At 54.6% G+C, this 16,370-nt stretch carries 14 protein-coding genes; 4 read left to right on the forward strand and 10 right to left on the reverse strand.

Features of this window, described 5'->3' with window-relative positions; all coding sequences use genetic code 11:
* The 7 genes from PAT3040_RS31575 to fumC all read right to left on the reverse strand — a co-directional run.
* Positions 1-970, reverse strand: a 970-nt coding sequence (locus PAT3040_RS31575; RefSeq protein ID WP_181376959.1) for a type 2 periplasmic-binding domain-containing protein, incomplete at its 3' end; no start/stop codon positions are given.
* Positions 971-1,039: 69 nt separating this feature from the next.
* Positions 1,040-1,909: a carbohydrate ABC transporter permease gene (locus PAT3040_RS31580; RefSeq protein WP_108995804.1), complete on the reverse strand. Its 870-nt coding sequence runs from the start codon at positions 1,907-1,909 to the stop codon at positions 1,040-1,042.
* A 15-nt stretch (positions 1,910-1,924) separates the two neighbouring features.
* The gene (locus PAT3040_RS31585) at positions 1,925-2,830 is read right to left on the reverse strand and encodes an ABC transporter permease (protein WP_108995805.1); all 906 of its coding nucleotides are present in this window, start codon (positions 2,828-2,830) and stop codon (positions 1,925-1,927) included.
* A 389-nt stretch (positions 2,831-3,219) separates the two neighbouring features.
* A complete protein-coding gene (locus tag PAT3040_RS31590) occupies positions 3,220-3,789 on the reverse strand; it encodes a helix-turn-helix domain-containing protein (RefSeq protein ID WP_108995806.1) in 570 nt (189 codons plus the stop codon).
* 75 nt (positions 3,790-3,864) lie between these two features.
* Positions 3,865-4,845 carry an NAD-dependent epimerase/dehydratase family protein gene (locus PAT3040_RS31595; protein ID WP_108995807.1) on the reverse strand — a complete coding sequence of 327 codons (981 nt, stop codon included), beginning with the start codon at positions 4,843-4,845 and terminating at the stop codon, positions 3,865-3,867.
* A gap of 12 nt (positions 4,846-4,857) precedes the next feature.
* On the reverse strand, positions 4,858-6,051 hold the full coding sequence (locus PAT3040_RS31600; RefSeq protein WP_108995808.1) for a glycine C-acetyltransferase: 1,194 nt from the start codon (positions 6,049-6,051) through the stop codon (positions 4,858-4,860).
* 220 nt (positions 6,052-6,271) lie between these two features.
* Positions 6,272-7,657 (reverse strand): class II fumarate hydratase, encoded by a 1,386-nt coding sequence (gene fumC / locus PAT3040_RS31605; protein WP_108995809.1) that lies wholly within the window; start codon positions 7,655-7,657, stop codon positions 6,272-6,274.
* A 315-nt stretch (positions 7,658-7,972) separates the two neighbouring features.
* On the opposite strand from fumC, the gene PAT3040_RS31610 reads away from it, so the two are divergent.
* A complete protein-coding gene (locus PAT3040_RS31610; protein ID WP_108995810.1) occupies positions 7,973-8,749 on the forward strand; it encodes a DUF817 domain-containing protein in 777 nt (258 codons plus the stop codon).
* Positions 8,750-8,893: 144 nt separating this feature from the next.
* Here the strand turns inward: PAT3040_RS31610 and PAT3040_RS31615 are convergent, their stop codons facing one another.
* Positions 8,894-9,562: a bifunctional 2-keto-4-hydroxyglutarate aldolase/2-keto-3-deoxy-6-phosphogluconate aldolase gene (locus tag PAT3040_RS31615; RefSeq protein ID WP_108995827.1), complete on the reverse strand. Its 669-nt coding sequence runs from the start codon at positions 9,560-9,562 to the stop codon at positions 8,894-8,896.
* A 209-nt stretch (positions 9,563-9,771) separates the two neighbouring features.
* On the reverse strand, positions 9,772-10,080 hold the full coding sequence (locus tag PAT3040_RS31620; protein ID WP_108995811.1) for a Dabb family protein: 309 nt from the start codon (positions 10,078-10,080) through the stop codon (positions 9,772-9,774).
* Between the two features lie 175 nt (positions 10,081-10,255).
* Between PAT3040_RS31620 and PAT3040_RS31625 the strand changes: the two genes are divergently transcribed.
* Entirely contained in the window at positions 10,256-11,362 is a 1,107-nt protein-coding gene (locus PAT3040_RS31625; protein WP_108995812.1) for a winged helix DNA-binding domain-containing protein, read from the forward strand.
* 337 nt (positions 11,363-11,699) lie between these two features.
* Positions 11,700-13,487, forward strand: coding sequence for an arginine--tRNA ligase (gene argS / locus PAT3040_RS31630; protein WP_108995813.1), 1,788 nt, complete (start codon positions 11,700-11,702; stop codon positions 13,485-13,487).
* Positions 13,488-13,874: 387 nt separating this feature from the next.
* On the opposite strand, the gene PAT3040_RS31635 is transcribed toward argS, so the two are convergent.
* Positions 13,875-15,110, reverse strand: a complete 1,236-nt coding sequence (locus PAT3040_RS31635) for a multidrug effflux MFS transporter (RefSeq protein ID WP_108995814.1) — start codon at positions 15,108-15,110, stop codon at positions 13,875-13,877.
* Between PAT3040_RS31635 and PAT3040_RS31640 the strand changes: the two genes are divergently transcribed.
* Positions 15,109-16,296 (forward strand): exonuclease domain-containing protein, encoded by a 1,188-nt coding sequence (locus PAT3040_RS31640; protein ID WP_258235259.1) that lies wholly within the window; start codon positions 15,109-15,111, stop codon positions 16,294-16,296. The two genes, PAT3040_RS31635 and PAT3040_RS31640, sit on opposite strands and share 2 nt — an antisense overlap.
* The last annotated feature ends 74 nt before the right edge of the window (positions 16,297-16,370 follow it).

Consider the following 16,370-nt stretch of genomic DNA (forward strand, 5'->3'; position numbering starts at 1 on the left):
TGCAAAGCACTTCTGCATTCGGGTTATTGTTCATTAATGTAGCGAGGACCTGCATTTCGTCGATTCCGTCGATCGAGCCCCCGTAAATCCCCAGCTTGCCCGTTACCCATTCTTCCTTCGCTTTGGCCCCGTCTTTATCGTTCAGGAAGTCTTTATTTACAATGTCCGCATCAAATAGCTGCTTCTTGAAAGCCAGTGCATCCCTTTTTCGATCCCAGCCATTTACCAATTCATCGTTTTCCACAACAGGGCTCATATTTCCGAACATAACATCAATCAAGGAGCCGGTAATAAAACTCATCGCTATCCCGTGCGTATCGTTCTCCCCGTTGCCGTCCGGATCCTCGGTTGCGAATGCCTTGGCCACTTCAAAGAGCTCCTCCGTCGTTTGCGGAACCGGCAAATTCAACGCTTTCAGCCAATCCGCCCGAATAAACAAAGCATCATTGGGCTGCAATCCATTCATCCGGCCAATTTGATAAATATGTCCGTCCGGATCTGTCGTAAGTTTTTTTAGCCCCGGGTATTCCTCTAACAACTTCTTGTACGTGGTGCTCGTTTCGTTGATAAGATCCTCGAGCTGCATAGCTTGACGCTGGTTAATCAGTTGTCCTTTGAAATCGCTGCTGTAAGACCATACGATGTCCGGAGCGTTGCCTGCCGCGAATAAAGTATTGTATTTTTCCGTATCCGAAAAGCGCGGGATCGGGACGAACGTGACCTCGGAGGGTCCCTCCTGGTTGATCCATTTTGTTGCCCAGTTATCTTGAATGGTGCCCTGATCGGCAGGGACATTGCCCCGATCATACACGGCGGCGGTCATTTTGCCTTTGGCCGCTGTTTTAGTTCCGTCCGTTCCCGGATCGGACTCCCCGGATGGAGCCGTAGAGCAACCCAGTACCGTTACACTGCCCAATAAGATGTAAACGATCGCCATCATCGAACCCCGCCGAAATTTCCAATTGATCATTTGATGCGCCTCCCTTTTCATTTTCATCCTGTTTTGGATGTAAAATTATGTTGTCATGCCTGGCCTCCGCTAACCTTTTAATGATCCGATCATCACTCCTTTTACGAAATGCTTTTGAACGAAAGGATAGACGATCAGTACCGGAAAAACCATAACAAGCACGCCGGCAGCCTTCACGCCCTCCGGCGTAATCGCTTGCTGCAAATCCGAATCGATGGCCAACTGCGGGTTCGAGGCGGAAAATATCATTTGCTGCACTAACACGGCCAAATTGTATTTGCTAGTATCATTGATATAAATCAGTACGTTAAAGAAATTGTTCCAATACGCGACGCCGTAAAACAAGGAGATCGCCACGAGCATTGGCAGCGATACGGGAAGCACGATTCGCATAATCAATCGAAGTTCGCCGCAGCCGTCGATGCGGGCCGCATCCTCCAATTCTCTGGGGATGTTTTGGAAAAACGTTTTGACAACCCACATATTATACGTGCTTATCAATCCCGGCAACCACAGAGCCCAGTAGGAATTGACCAAACCAAGCGACTTGACCAGCAAATAATTAGGAATTAATCCTCCGCTAAAAATCATCGTAAAAATGATGGCCAACGATAAAAACCGGCGGCAATAAAAATAATCCTTGGACAAGGGATACGCCACGGCAATGGAAGCCGTCATGCTGCATAACACGCCGACAAGCGTAATGACGATACTGTTTCCGAAAGCATCCACGATCCGGGTCCCGACAAATAAGGCCTGATAAGAATCCCAATTCCATTGGACCGGCCATAGCGAGACTCGTCCCGCCATAATCATACCGGGGTCGCTGAAAGAGGTTGCGAATAGATGAATTAAAGGCAAGAAACAAAGCAGTCCCGCCACCGACAAAACGAAATAATTAACCGCGTAGAAAACTTTTTCCCCAGAAGATGCGCGCATCGGTCCATCCCTCCTTTACCACAGTTCTTTCCCCATGCGGCGGGCGATTTGGTTCGCCGTAAGGATCAACAGCAACCCGACCAGCGATTCGAACAAGCCCATGGCTGTCGTAAGGCTGAATTGCGCCCCCTGCAGTCCAAGCTGATAGACCCATGTGCTGATGACTTCCGAGATGCTGGACACGACGGGATTGCCCAAAATATAGATTTGATCGAACGAAACCTCCATAATGCTTCCCATGGACAAAATCAGCATCATCGCAACGACCGTGCTGACTCCCGGCAACGTAATATGCCAAATTTGCCGCCATTTGCTTGCGCCGTCGATCGCAGCCGCTTCGTACAAAACCGGGTCGATCGCGGCCAGAGCGGCCAAATAAATGATGGCGCTGAATCCCGCCTCCTTCCATATCCCCGATCCGAGATAAATCGTTACCCATGAAGGCACTTCGTACATAAACGGATGGGTATATCCGAACCATCGTTCCAGCAACAGGTTCAAGCTTCCCGCCTCTTGCGAGAACAGCGTCAGCACGATGCCCCCTACAATTACCCATGAAAAAAAATGAGGCAAAAACACCATCGTCTGAATCGATCGTTTAAACCACGTTTTGCGTACTTCATTAAGCAGCAAAGCCAGAAGAATCGGAAACGGAAAACCGACGACGAGCCGGAGCAAGCTTAGCCACAACGTGTTCAGAATGATATCCGTTGTCAGGGGATTGCTAAAGATCAGGCGAAAATTGTCGAGCCCGACCCAGGGACTGCGTACGATTCCGTCATGAAGATTGTAATCCTTGAACGCGATCACGAGCCCCGCCATCGGCGTGTACTTGAATAGAAGATAAAAGATCGCTCCCGGAATAAACATCCATAAGAGCGGCACATTTTGTTTGAACCGTCTACTTGCGCTAGTTCCCATACGTCACCTCCAGGTTGCTCACAAAGCCCGTTTTCATTTCATCGTACCTCCTCCGTCCGGCAATCATTGGGATGTGCGCTTATCGAATTCGAATTCCTACTCATCATCGAGCTTTTGGAATTCCGCGACAAGATACAATAAAAACGAAGCTAAACCAAATGAGGAAAAAGCGTACTAAACACTTTCAATCGAATAAACATTTTCAGCAATTCCCCCTTGAAAACCTGACCAAACAAGAAGAAACGGCTGTCGCTGCCCTTAGGCGGCACAGCGCGTTTCATTGCGGGAAATAGCGGTCAAGTTTGCAGAAACAAAAAAAAGCGGCAGTCTTGGACGAGTAATAAAGTCCAAAACTGCCGCTTCGCTATTAAGCTGTAATGGAAAACCGACTAACCTCGCGCCGCAGCGTCCGCATAAAAGATGACCGCAAAAAACTTTGCCGTCTCCTCGCCATGATTCCTGTACGTATGGGGCCGATTCGCGTGGAAATGAACGGCGCTGCCTGCCGGCACTTCGTAGCGTTCATCCCCGTGCTCCAGCTCCAGGACGCCCTGCTGGACGAATAAATACTCCTCTACGCCGTCGTTATGAGGCTCGGAGACATGCTCGCAGCCCGGCTCTATAACGACCAGGTAAGATTCGAATTTGTTCCGCAGCCGATACGGGAACAGCGGAAATGTCCGGTACGCGCCCTCTTCTTCCGCAAACGACTCCAGATCGCCCGGCGTCGCGATTGTGACGTCCGAATCCACCTCTTCGATCAGCGTCGTAAAAGAGATGCCCAGACCGTTTACGATACGCCATAGCACCGAAATCGTCGGATTGGAATCTCCCCGTTCGATCTGGCCCAGCATCGCTTTGCTCACACCGGTCATCTCGGCGACGTTGTCGAGGCTGAGGCCCCTCGACTTCCGGATGGCGTGCAGATTTTTGCCAACCTTCTTATGGATGGGCTCCAACGGAATCGGCCTCCTCGCATTATCGTTTTGTCGTTTCATTCTAGCCTATCATGAGAAAAACTTCAATCGTATACGCTATTGTGGCAACAAAATCGAGCCTCCCCCGCTACTAAGCAGCTTGCGGGAAAGAGTCGTCAGCATCTCGTCTGTCGTCCGGTCCAGATCATATGCGGGTCGGAAACCCCACTCCTCGCACGCGGCAGAAGCATCGATCGCGTCCGGCCAACCGTCCGCAATCGCCTGGCGAAGGGGATCGATATGGTAGCGGAGCTCGAAACCCGGCAGCTGTCTGCGGATGCTGGCCGCAATCGCTTCGGGATCTATGCTCATGGCCGTTATGTTATAAGCACTGCGGCGCTTTAGACGGGAAGCGTCGGCTTCCATCAGCAAGGCGACGGAAGCGATCGCGTCCGGCATGTACATCATATCGAGGAACGTTCCTTTCCCGATATATGAAGTATAGCTTCCGTTTTTGACAGCTTGGACGTACATCTCGACGGCGTAATCGGTCGTTCCGCCGCCAGGAGGAGCGGCATGCGAGATCAAGCCGGGAAACCGCAAGCCTCTTACGTCTACGGCATACTTCCTGTAATAATAGTCGCTTAACTGCTCGCCGGCCGCTTTGCTAATCCCGTACATCGTTCCCGGACGCAGCGGCGCGTCCTGCGGCGTGCCTTGCCTGGGGGCGTCCGGTCCAAAAGCGGCGATCGAGCTCGGCACGAACAACTGACAGCCCAGCTCCCGTGCCGTCTCCAGCGCGTTCAGCAGCCCTCCCATATTCAGCTGCCAAGCGAACAATGGCTTCGCTTCGGCCGTGGCGGACAGGAGTGCCGCCAGATGGATGATCGTGTCGGCCCGATGGACCCTGGCCGCCTCATAGAACGCCCGGCCGTCCGTAACGTCCAGCAACTGGAAGGGTCCGCCCTGCGCCGCCTCGCTCCGGTCTTCCCGAACGTCTGTCGTCAAGACTGCGTCACTCCCGTACAATTCCCGAAGCCTGACCGCGAGCTCGCTCCCGATCTGTCCAAGCGCACCGGTCAACAGTATTCGTTTCATCCCGCATTCCTCCTATCCAATGATTCCGAGTTCGCGGCCCGCCTTCTCGTATGCGATAAGCGTACGGTCGAGCATTTCCGATGTATGCTCGGCTGTCGGCATGTTTCGGATGCGCCCCGTTCCTTTAGGCACGGTTGGGAACACGATCGCTTTGGCGTATATGCCTTCCTCGTACAGCATGGCACTGAAACGCTGCGTCTTCTCTTCGTCTCCGATGATACACGGAGTGATAGGCGTCTCAGTCGGGCCGATGGAAAATCCCAGCTTCCGGAGACCGTTCTGCAGATAGGCCGCGTTGCTCCACAACCTCTCCTGCAGATCCCGGCTATCTTGCAGCCGATCGATCGCCGCGATGCTTGCCGCAACCGCTCCCGGCGGGAGCGACGTCGAAAAGAGGAACGGCCGGCTGCGCGCCTTGAGCCAGTCCGCAACCGATCCGGAGCATGCGACGTACCCTCCGACTACGCCGACGGCCTTGGATAGCGTGCCGATCTGCAGATCGACGCGGTCGGATAACCCGAAGTGCTTCACGGTACCCGCACCGCCGCCGAGTACACCCGATCCGTGGGCATCGTCCACATAGGTGATCAGATCATAGGTCTCCGCGATACCAACGATCTCGGGAAGTTTCGCGATATCGCCATCCATCGAGAACACGCCGTCCGTGATGACCATGATCTTTGCGTATTGGCCTGATTCTCTGGCCTCCCTCGCCTTTCCCCGCAGATCGTCCATATCGGAGTGGGCGTACCGGATGACCTTCGCCTTCGTCAATCGACAGCCGTCGATAATGGACGCGTGGTTGAGCTCATCCGACAGTATCGCATCCCCTTCGCCCATAATGGCCGAGATTGCCGCCATATTGCAGTTGAATCCCGACGGATACGCGACAGCTGCTTCCGTCCCTTTGAACGCCGCCAGCTTTTCCTCTAGCTCGACGTGGAGAGACAACGTACCGTTAATCGTACGGACGGCGCCGCTGCCGACCCCGAATTGTATCGTAGCCTGTACGGCAGCGTCCACGAGCCCCTTGTCGGTCGCCAATCCCAAGTAGTTATTGGAAGACAAGTTCACGAACGTCCGGCCTCCCATTCGGATAACCGGACCGTTCGCGCTCTCCAGCGGCTCAATCGTGTTGTATAACCCACGAACCTTAAGCTCAGCCAATTGAGCGTTTATAAACGAAGACAAAGTAGAGCTTCCCATTCGAATTCCTCCATTCGTCGCTTGGACAACATGTATGCGATAGTATATTTTATTACACTATTACATTCATATGTTATACTACACAAAAATACGACATATTGCAATATAGCGTTTTCATTTGAAATCCTCCAAGCCTCGGATCCTTCTGTGCCGGAAACAAAAAAAGCCCCGAGGCGATTTATCCTCGGGGCGGCCGCGAAGCGGCTATTGCGTATGGAATTTATTTTTTGCCGATCATGTTCTCCGGACGGACGTACTGGTCGAACTGCTCCGACGTCAGAAGGCCGCTAGCGATGGCGGATTCCTTGAGCGTCAGCCCTTTTTTGTGCGCGTTCTTTGCGATCGCCGCCGCGTTTTCGTAGCCGATATGCGGGTTGAGCGCCGTAACCAACATCAGGGACTGGTCCAGATTACGTTTGATGACTTCTTCGTTCGGCTCGATGCCGACCGCGCAGTTGTCGTTAAACGAAATCATGGAATCCGCCATCAGCGCCACGGATTGAATGAAGTTATACAAGATGACCGGCTTGAACACGTTCAACTCGAAGTTGCCTTGGCTCGCCGCCATGCCGATCGCCGCGTCGTTGCCGATAACCTGGCAAACCGCCATGGTCATGGCTTCGCTTTGCGTCGGATTGACCTTGCCCGGCATGATGGAGCTGCCCGGCTCGTTCTCCGGAATGGAAATTTCGCCGATGCCGCAGCGAGGACCGCTCGCCAGCCATCTGACGTCGTTGGCGATCTTCATCAGGTTTGCAGCCAGCGCTTTGATCGCGCCGTGCGTATAAACCATTTGGTCATGGCTCGTCAAAGAATGGAACTTGTTGCGCGCCGTTATGAACTTCTTGCCTGTCAGCGCCGTAACTTCCTCGGCTACCGCGACCGCGTAATCCGGATGAGCGTTAAGGCCCGTGCCGACCGCCGTGCCGCCAAGCGCCAACTCGCGCATCGTGTCCACGCTCTGAATGAGCATCGCGCGCGTGTTGTCCAGCATGGAGTACCAGCCGCTGATTTCTTGGCCGAACGTAATCGGAGTCGCGTCCTGCAGGTGGGTACGACCGATTTTTACGAGATTGTCGAACTTCTCCGCCTTCGCGCGCAGCGTGCCGTTAAGCAAGTCAAGCGCAGGGATGAGCCGGTCTTCGACCGCGATGACGCCCGCGATATGCATGGCCGCAGGGAATGTATCGTTCGAGCTTTGCGAGCGGTTGACGTCGTCATTCGGGTGAATGCGCGTCGCGCTGCCTCGAGCTTCGAGAATTTGGTTCGCGCGGCGCGCGACCACTTCGTTGACGTTCATGTTCGTTTGCGTGCCGCTGCCAGTCTGCCATACCACGAGCGGGAATTCCGCATCCCACTTGCCGCTTAGAATTTCGTCCACGGCTTCGCCGATGACCGCTGCCTTCTCCTCATCCAGCACGCCAACCTTCAGGTTCGCGAACGCGGATGCTTTCTTAACGATCGCCATGCCGTAGACGACCTCGAGCGGCATCTTCTCGCCGCTGATTTTAAAGTTTTGCAAACTGCGCTGCGTCTGCGCTCCCCACAGCTTATCCGCGGGGACTTGAATTTCGCCCATCGTATCTTTCTCAATCCGGTAATCCATTACAGCAACGTCTCCTTTGCGCTAAAAATGATTCCTTCATACAAACCTCTTTCATTTATAACGCTTATCGGACGCAGAAGCAAGCCGGAGTCTTTATTTCAACACCCATTCCTGCGCTCTCTTGCGCTCCTGCCAGAACCGGCGGTAAATGCCGTCGCTGGCGATCAGCTCGAGATGATTGCCGTAGGCAGCTCATGTAAAATCGGAAAAAACGCACGGGATTTTTCTCTTTTTAGAAGCCGGTCATTCCCTTATGCTTAGTGTCGAGATCCATGAACAGCCGCCTATCCGGCGGCATAAAGAGGTGATTCCGCTATGAAATCCGTTATTCAGCTGTTGCATTTCGGCTACCATCAGGCCATGAGCTGCCTGTTTCCCATCGCCATCTTCGGCACTTTAGCGCTGTCCGGTATGGTGGATTGGCCCTTCATCCATCGTTACGACGCCATTTTGCTCGTCTTGCTCGCCGTGCAATTCCTGATGTATCGGAGCGGGTTGGAGACGCTTGATGAAATCAAAGTGATTTGCGTATTCCATCTCATAGGATTGGCTCTTGAAATCTACAAAGTAAAGATGGGCTCGTGGTCGTATCCGGAACCCGGGTTCACGAAGGTGTTCGGGGTACCGCTCTACAGTGGTTTTATGTATGCGAGCGTAGCGAGCTTCATGTGCCAAATTTGGCGCAGACTGCGCATGGACATGACCGGCTGGCCGGGACTTCCCGCCGCCGGCTTGCTGGGAGGCGCGATCTATTTGAACTTTTTTACGCATCACTTTATTCCCGACTTCCGTTGGTGGCTGACCGGGCTTGTGCTGATCGTGTTCTGGAGAACATGGATTCTGTACCGGGTTCGCGAGGTCACGTACCGAATGCCCTTGACGCTTGCCTTCGCCATCGTCGGCTTCTTTATCTGGCTGGCCGAAAATATCGCGACCTTCTTCGACGCGTGGAAATATCCCGACCAGCACCAGTCCTGGCAGCTCGTCGGCTTTAGCAAGATCAGCTCGTGGTTCTTGCTGGTAATCATCAGCGTCATCATCGTGGCGCAATTAAAGCATGTAAAAGCGGGCAGGCAGCCGCGGGGGAGTTGAGATTGATTGCACTGCCTATCGGACATAAATGACGCTATTCGTGATACGGAAAATTCTATTGTGGCAACAAAAAAACGCCAGACGAAGACATCAGCCTCGTCAGGCGCTTGTTTCCATAGTATGAGGGGCGGTCTCGTCGGGGACCTACAGCCCCTTGGCTTCGCGGTATGCGGCCATATAAGCGGCGGCCTTCTGCTCGATGATCGAGAAGTCGCCCGACTTCACCGCTTCCTTCGTCAGGTCGGAACCGATGCCGACGGCAACGGCGCCCGCCTTGATCCAATCCTTCAGATTGTCCAGCGACACGCCGCCGGTCGGCATAATATTCGCCTGGGGAAGCGGTCCCTTGATGGACGGAATAACGCCAGGCGAATACAGATTGCCGGGGAACAGCTTGACCACGTCCGCGCCAAGCTCGAGCGCGTTCTGAATTTCCTGGATCGTCATCGTGCCCGGCATGACCGGCACCGCATAGCGGTTGCACAGCTTGATGGTATCCGGATTCAGCGCGGGTGCAACTACGTATTCCGCTCCTGCCAGAATCGCGGCGCGAGCCGTCTCCGGATCCAGCACCGTTCCCACGCCGATGATGGCGAAGTTGTCCGCATCCGGAGACACGTCGCAGGAATATTCCTTGGACAGCTGCTCGATCGCGCGAAGCGCAAACGGTACAGTCATGGTGATTTCGATTGCCTTGATGCCGCCCTTAATGGCGCGTCTCGCCATCTCTGCTACTTCCTCCGCCGAATCGGCGCGAAGTACGGCCACGACTCCGGCATCCGTCAATTTCTGCAATACTTTCAGCTTTTTCAACACGCTAGTCCCTCTCCCTTTTTCGTACGTCTATGTTCGAAATTGTTCGTTTTCTCTAGCGTCATTATAGAGCTTTTCCGCAAATCCGGCAACTGGGAGCCTACTGGGAGCCTACTTTTGTCACTCGCTCGGCGGCCTAAACCTATAAAATCGAATATTAACCTCCGGGAATCGTTGTTTAACAAAAGCGCCTCGAGACGCGCTACTCCTTACAGCTTGTAGTCGATCTCCAGAAACTTCTCGACTTCCTTCTCCCAACGCTCCGCAACGAATGCCGTGTGCAGGTCGTGATGGTTGTAAGCGTCATATTCTTCCTGGCTGTCGAATTCCATTGCGAACCCGAAGTCGTAGTCGTTTTTGACGCTGACTTGCTTGTACGCCTTGAACCCCTTTACTACGGGAATGGAAGCAAGAATTCGTTCGCCGTCCTCCAGGAACCGGCGCTCCGCTTCGGAGCCTTTCTCATGCTTCAGAGTGAAAATAACGGAATGCAGAATCCAGCCGCTTTCTTTGCTCATTATGTAACTCTCCCTCTTGTTTAATAGAATCCTTATCTATTTAATTATAAGGCGCAAGCCCGGTTAAGGCGAATGACTGCCCACTTTGGCCGAAATAAAATTCGTAACGGATCCCTATCCGAATCGTCCATTCTCTGGCTATACTGGTAGCATATTAGAGACGAGGGATGAACAGATGTCTACCATTCAACTTAGCAGAAAAAGTTTAAATCGGACGCTGCTCCATCGCCAGCTTCTGCTCGAACGCTCCGCTCTGTCGCCTCTCGAGGCGGTCGAGCAACTGGTGGGGCTGCAAGCTCAATCGCCGAAACCGCCCTATTATGCATTGTGGAGCAGGCTGCATAATTTTGAGCCTTCCATGCTGGCGGAATTACTGCTCGGCAGGGATGTCGTACGCATCGCGCTTATGCGGTCCACCATCCATCTGGTGTCAGCCCGCGACTGTCTTTCCTTTCGTTCCGTCCTGCAGCCGGTGCAAAATCGCTTGCTGATGGGGACCCATGGCAAAGCTCTCGTCGGCGTTGACATGGAACAGCTTGCGGATACCGCTCTAAAGCTGCTCGCCGAAAGCCCCCGCACATTCGAGGAGCTCGGCAAGCTGCTTCAGGAGCATTGGCCTTCCTCAGCGGCGGGCTCGCTGGCGACAGCCGTCCGTGGCCGCTTGCCGCTCGTACAATTACCGCCAAGGGGCGTATGGGGACGTTCCGGCGCAGCCATTCATGCAACAGTAGAAGAGTGGCTTGGCATGCCGCTGGCGGAAGGAAACGAGCACGCCTTGCTGGAGCTGATCCGCCGCTATTTGCGCGCCTTCGGCCCCGCATCTGTTAAGGATATCGGCGTCTGGTCCGGACTCTCCAAGCTGGGTCCCGTTCTTGAGAAGCTGCGCCCCGAGCTTCGTACATACCGTGACGATGCCGGCCAGGAGCTGTTTGATTTGGTCGGCCTGCCCTTGCTTTCGGAAGATACGGCTGCTCCTGTCCGGTTCCTGTCGGAGTTTGACAACATGCTGCTATCCTACCAGGATCGAAGCCGGATCATGGATCCGGCTCACAAGCAGCTCGTGTTTACGGTGAACGGCATCATCAAGTCCACCTTCCTCGTCGACGGTTTCGTAGCAGGGCTGTGGCGCATTGAGTCCTCGAAACACGCCGCCATCCTGTATCTCCGTCCGTTCGGACCGATAAGGGATAAAGATCGCGGAATGCTGGAGGAGGAGGGCGGCCTCTTGTTAGCGTTCGCTGAGCCCAAACGCGAGCCTTCTATCGTCTGGGAAGCCGATTAGACGATTCCCCCTTGATTTCCTCTAACGAGGCGTTATAATACTTTATAACGTCAGTGAACGGGACAGTAATTCATTGGAGCAACGTTGCATAGCGAGCCGGGATGGTGGGAGCCGGTCAACGACCGACGAACGAAGAGGGCCCTGGAGGCGGCTTTCCGAGAGACTCATCATGGTCTCAAGGTCGGTCCGGTTCGGCCACGTTACGGCCAAGATAAGATCCGAACGCCATTGCGCATTCGGATAATCAGAGTGGCACCGCGGGTATTCCCCGTCTCTAGCAGAGACGGGGATTTTTTGCGTTCATGCGGCTGGCCGCCTCGACTTAGGAGGAATAAACATGATCAAAGAAAGACTGGTGGATGCCTTAGCCCCTCTTCTCCCCCTTGCCAAGGAAGAAATTAACTCCCTGCTGGAATTCCCGCCGAACGATGAGCTGGGCGACCTGGCTTTGCCATGTTTCGTGCTGGCCAAGAAGCTGAAGCAAAGTCCGGGGCAGATCGCCGCGGCTCTTGCGGACACTATCGTCCATCCTCTGTTTCGCGCCGAAGCGGCAGGACCGTATTTGAACTTCAAGCTGAATCGATCCGCATTCGGCGCAGAGCTTCTGGAGCGTACGCAATCGGCAACATTCTGGCGGCCAAATATCGGGGAAGGAAAACGCGTCGTCATCGACATGTCGTCTCCGAACATTGCCAAGCCCTTCGGTATTGGACATTTGCGTTCCACCATGATCGGCAACGCGATCTATCGCATGCTGAGCGAGGTGGGCTACGACACCGTAAATGTCAATCATCTAGGCGACTGGGGCACGCAATTCGGCAAAATGATTGTCGCCTACCTCAAGTGGGGCGACGCTTCCGCGATTCGGGCCAGCGACAACCCGACGAAGGACTATCTGGCCTTGTATGTCAAATTCCACGAGGAAGCGAAGCGCCATCCCGAGCTGGAGGACGAGGCGCGGGAGTGGTTCCGCAAGCTGGAGACGGGGGATTCGCTGGCAACCGAGCTGTGGCGGGATATGATCGGCGAGAGTCTGAACCAGTTCAATAAGCTGTACGAGCGGCTTGGCGTTACGTTCGATCATGTGCTGGGCGAGAGCTTTTACAATGACAAAATGGAGCCGGTCATCCAGAAGCTTCGCAGCCAAGGCTTGCTGGAGGAAAGCGATGGCGCTCTTGTCGTCCGGCTGGACGAATTCGGGATGCCTCCCTGCCTGCTCGTCAAGTCCAACGGCACTTCCATCTATGCCACGCGCGACTTGGCGACCGCCATCTATCGCCGCGACGTCATGGGAGCTTCGCAGTTGCTCTATGTGGTTGGCGGCGAACAATCCCTCCATTTTGAGCAGGTGTTCCGCGTGCTTGGCAAGATGGACGATACATGGGAGGAACGCTGCAAGCATGTTCCGTTCGGCCTGATGAGGATGGAAGGGCAGAAAATGTCCACTCGCAAAGGAAAGGTATTGTTTCTGGAGGATGTGCTTAACGAGGCGGTGGCACAAGCGAGACGCATCATTGAGGAGAAAAATCCCGCTCTCCGCGACAAAGAAGCCGCAGCCGAGGCGATCGGAATCGGCGCGGTCGTGTTTGGCGACTTGAAAAACACGCGCACGCTCGACGTCGACTTCTCGCTGGCGGACGTGTTGAACTTCGAGGGAGAGACCGGACCTTATCTGCAATACACGTATGCCCGGATGGCAAGCATTCAGCGTAAGGCGGCGGCGGGGATGGCCGAGTTGCAGAACGATGGCGATGAGACTGAATCAGGCGGCGATCAACCAGCAGCAAGCACGACGCCTTTATCTCCTGACAGTCTGCCCGCCAACGGCCCGCTGACTGGGAGCCGCTCACACTTAGCTGAACATGATCACGTGTGGCCGCTGCTCAAGCAGATCTCGTTTTATCCAGCCCGTCTGGCTCTGGCCGCCGAACGGCACGAGCCGTCCGTGCTCGCTCGTTATCTTTTGGAGTTGGCGCAATCGTTTAACCGGTTCTACCACCACGTCAAAGTGCTGGACGGCAGCGATTCGGAGCAGTCATTTAAGCTCGGCCTCGTCCTCGCGGCTTCCAAGGCGCTCGGTCAAGGATTGGCGCTGTTAGGCGTAAGGACGCTCGAGGAGCTCTAAGTGACAGGTCTGCGAGCGCCCCGTGACTTCTAGGCGCTAACGAAAAGGGTCTGCCTCGCCAGTCATTACTAGATGACTGGTGGGGCAGACCCTTCGTACATTTTCGGACCAGCGTGATAATTCATACACATTGCCGCTGGCAGAGGGCCATACCGCGGATTGTGTATGATTTTTCATACTCGCGTGCCTCGGATCCACTATTCCGGCGCCATTGTGTATGATTTTTCATACACGTGTGCTTCGAATCCACTATTCCGGCGCCATTGTGTATGATTTTTCATACTCGCGTGCCTCGGATCCACTATTCCGGCGCCATTGTGTATGATTTTTCATACACGTTGCCGCTGGCGCCAGCCCTCCGGCTGATTCCCCTGCGCGCTGCGACGGCTAACGCCCAGCCGCCTCCTCCGCCCTCTTAGGCCCGCGCGTAAACAACGTGAAACACACGACGGCCCCCGCGATCAACGCCATCATGACGATTGCCAGCGGCAGAGCCGTCCCTTCGCCGCCAAGCCCTACGAGCGGCGCTGCGATTCCGCCGAAGACAAAGGAGAGCATGCCGAGCAGCGCCGAAGCGCTTCCCGCCGAGCGTCCTTGATCTTGCAGCGCCAGCGATGTCGTCGTCGCGCTGGTGATGCCGATGCTGGACACGACGAAGAAAAAGCCCGCAATGACCATCGGCAAGCCGAGATCAAGCAAAACGGCAGCCATCAGAATAATCGCGCCGAGGCTTGCCATCGACAGACCTGCCGCAAGCAGCCTGCGTGCAGGCACTTTGCCTGCCAACCTGCCCGCGATTTGGCTCGCCAGGATGATGCCTGCGCCGTTAAGCCCGAACACAAGACTATATCCGCGCGGCGTCACGCCGTACAGCTCTTGCAGAACAAAGGAAGACCCGGAAATATAAGCGAACATGGCAGCCATCATAAGGCCCTGCGTGAACGCGTAGCCCATAAAGGCGGAATTGCCCAGCAGCTTGCGGAACGTCGCCAACGTATTGCGCAAACCTCCGCGAGATCGGCGATCGACAGGTAGGGTCTCCCGAAGTCCTACGTAAACGGCTGCCAGCATGAGCAAGCCCGACGCGCTCAGAACAGCGAATACCCCCCTCCATGACGTAAACGTCACGATCTCCGCTCCGATCATTGGAGCTAAAATCGGGGCAGCCCCGTTAATAAGCATCAGCAGCGCAAAAAACTTAGTCAGCTCCGCGCCGGCATACAAATCTCTTGCGCTAGCACGGGAAATTACGATACCCGCTGCACCTGCGAAACCCTGTACGAAACGAAGCAAAATAAAAGTCCATATGCTCGGAGAAAACACGCATAGCAATGAAATGACGGCATATACGGCCATGCCGATTAACAAAGGCATCCTGCGCCCTCTTACGTCGCTGATCGGTCCAACGATCAACTGCCCGAGCGCGATGCCGACCAGGCATGCGGTCAAGCTGAGCTGCGCAAGCGACGTCGAAGCGTTAAAATCATCTGCAAGCGCCGGGAGCGCCGGCAAATACATATCGATGCTAAGCGGGCCTATACCCGCAAGCAGGCCGAGTATGACGGCTATGAACAGACGTCTGGATTTAACCTCGCGTTCGGCAATGGTGTTGGTGGATGACATGATGGTGCATACTCCTCTCTTGCTGCAGCAAATCTCAGCTTTCATTGTAGTCCCGGCAGGCCGCATTTGGCAATCGCATACCAAAAAGAAGCATTCGGGGCTGATTTCTGTTAAAATGGAAGCGGCGATTCTCATAGCGGAGGTTACAGCATTGGACTATATTGTATTGGATATCGAATTTAACGGCCGCAAGTTTGCAAGCGATCTGCCCATGGAGGTCATCGAGATCGGTGCCGTTCGGCTTAACGAGCGTCTCGAGCTTGTAGACGAATTTACGGCTTTTATAAAACCGGTTTATTTTGCAAAATTGAATAGCTTTATTCAGAAAAAAACGGGCATCCCGCAGCAATCCATCGATACGGCGGAACGGTTCCCGCGCGTCATCGGCGCTTTCCTGCAATGGCTTTCGCGCAGCGAGTCTCCGCTCCTTGTCACTTGGGGCGGCGAAGACTTGAAGCGAATCGTGCTGGATACCCGCATGCACAAGCTCGACGATGCCTATTGGTTAAGCGTAAATTACTTTGACCTGCTCAAAGGCTTTCTGCGTTATCGCGGACTCACGAACGACGTAAGCGTTGAGGCAGCGCTGCAGGAACTTGGCTTAAGCTCAGAGGGCTCCGCCCACCGGGCGCTGGACGACGCGCGGATGACGGCGGATATTTTCCGAGCGGCATTCCCTCACCTCGACTTCAGCTTCACGCAGAAATACAAGGATATGCACTCCAATGCCAAGGAACGACGGCTGGTCAAAAATGCGATTAGGCTGCTCCGCTCCCAGAAGAAGGAGCCGACTTGGGAAGCGCTCGTGGAGCATGTGTTCAAAGACAAGGTCAAGCTCGATAACCCCAAGAAGGTAGCCGAATTGCAAGCTTACTTCGAGGTCGAGGCCGCAAAGAAACCCAAGCCGTCTGCACCGAAGCCGCGCAAAGAGGCTGCCTCCGGCAGCGAAACTGCTCCTGCACAAAATGTCAGCAGCGAAGCTGCTCCTGCACAAAATGCAGGCAGCGTAACTGTCCCTGCTCAAAATGCAGGCAGCGTAACTACTCCTGCTCAAAATGCAGGCAGCGTAACTGCTCCTGCTCAATATGCAGGCAGCGAGTCCCCAGCCGACACTGGCGGCCCTGATGCAATCAGCGGCGAAACAGCTTCGAACGCCATTGCGAACAATACGGATGAGCAAGTCTAGCTCCCCTGCTTCCGTACAAAGGAAACAGGCCGACCTGCTTTTTCCGTTCCATAGCAATTAACAAAGTTGCAGCT

This window comes from Paenibacillus agaridevorans (assembly GCF_003112455.1).
GTDB lineage: Bacteria > Bacillota > Bacilli > Paenibacillales > Paenibacillaceae > Pristimantibacillus > Pristimantibacillus agaridevorans.

Excerpts from the sequence above, each read along its gene's own strand:
- PAT3040_RS31580 (WP_108995804.1), bottom strand. The coding sequence starts at position 1,909 with ATGCGCGCATCTTCTGGGGAAAAAGTTTTCTACGCGGTTAATTATTTC.
- PAT3040_RS31585 (WP_108995805.1), bottom strand. The coding sequence starts at position 2,830 with ATGGGAACTAGCGCAAGTAGACGGTTCAAACAAAATGTGCCGCTCTTA.
- PAT3040_RS31595 (WP_108995807.1), bottom strand. The coding sequence starts at position 4,845 with ATGAAACGAATACTGTTGACCGGTGCGCTTGGACAGATCGGGAGCGAG.
- PAT3040_RS31600 (WP_108995808.1), bottom strand. The coding sequence starts at position 6,051 with ATGGGAAGCTCTACTTTGTCTTCGTTTATAAACGCTCAATTGGCTGAG.
- fumC (WP_108995809.1), bottom strand. The coding sequence starts at position 7,657 with ATGGATTACCGGATTGAGAAAGATACGATGGGCGAAATTCAAGTCCCC.
- PAT3040_RS31610 (WP_108995810.1), top strand. The coding sequence starts at position 7,973 with ATGAAATCCGTTATTCAGCTGTTGCATTTCGGCTACCATCAGGCCATG.
- PAT3040_RS31620 (WP_108995811.1), bottom strand. The coding sequence starts at position 10,080 with ATGAGCAAAGAAAGCGGCTGGATTCTGCATTCCGTTATTTTCACTCTG.
- PAT3040_RS31625 (WP_108995812.1), top strand. The coding sequence starts at position 10,256 with ATGTCTACCATTCAACTTAGCAGAAAAAGTTTAAATCGGACGCTGCTC.
- argS (WP_108995813.1), top strand. The coding sequence starts at position 11,700 with ATGATCAAAGAAAGACTGGTGGATGCCTTAGCCCCTCTTCTCCCCCTT.
- PAT3040_RS31640 (WP_258235259.1), top strand. The coding sequence starts at position 15,109 with ATGATGGTGCATACTCCTCTCTTGCTGCAGCAAATCTCAGCTTTCATT.
- PAT3040_RS31635 (WP_108995814.1), bottom strand. The coding sequence starts at position 15,110 with ATGTCATCCACCAACACCATTGCCGAACGCGAGGTTAAATCCAGACGT.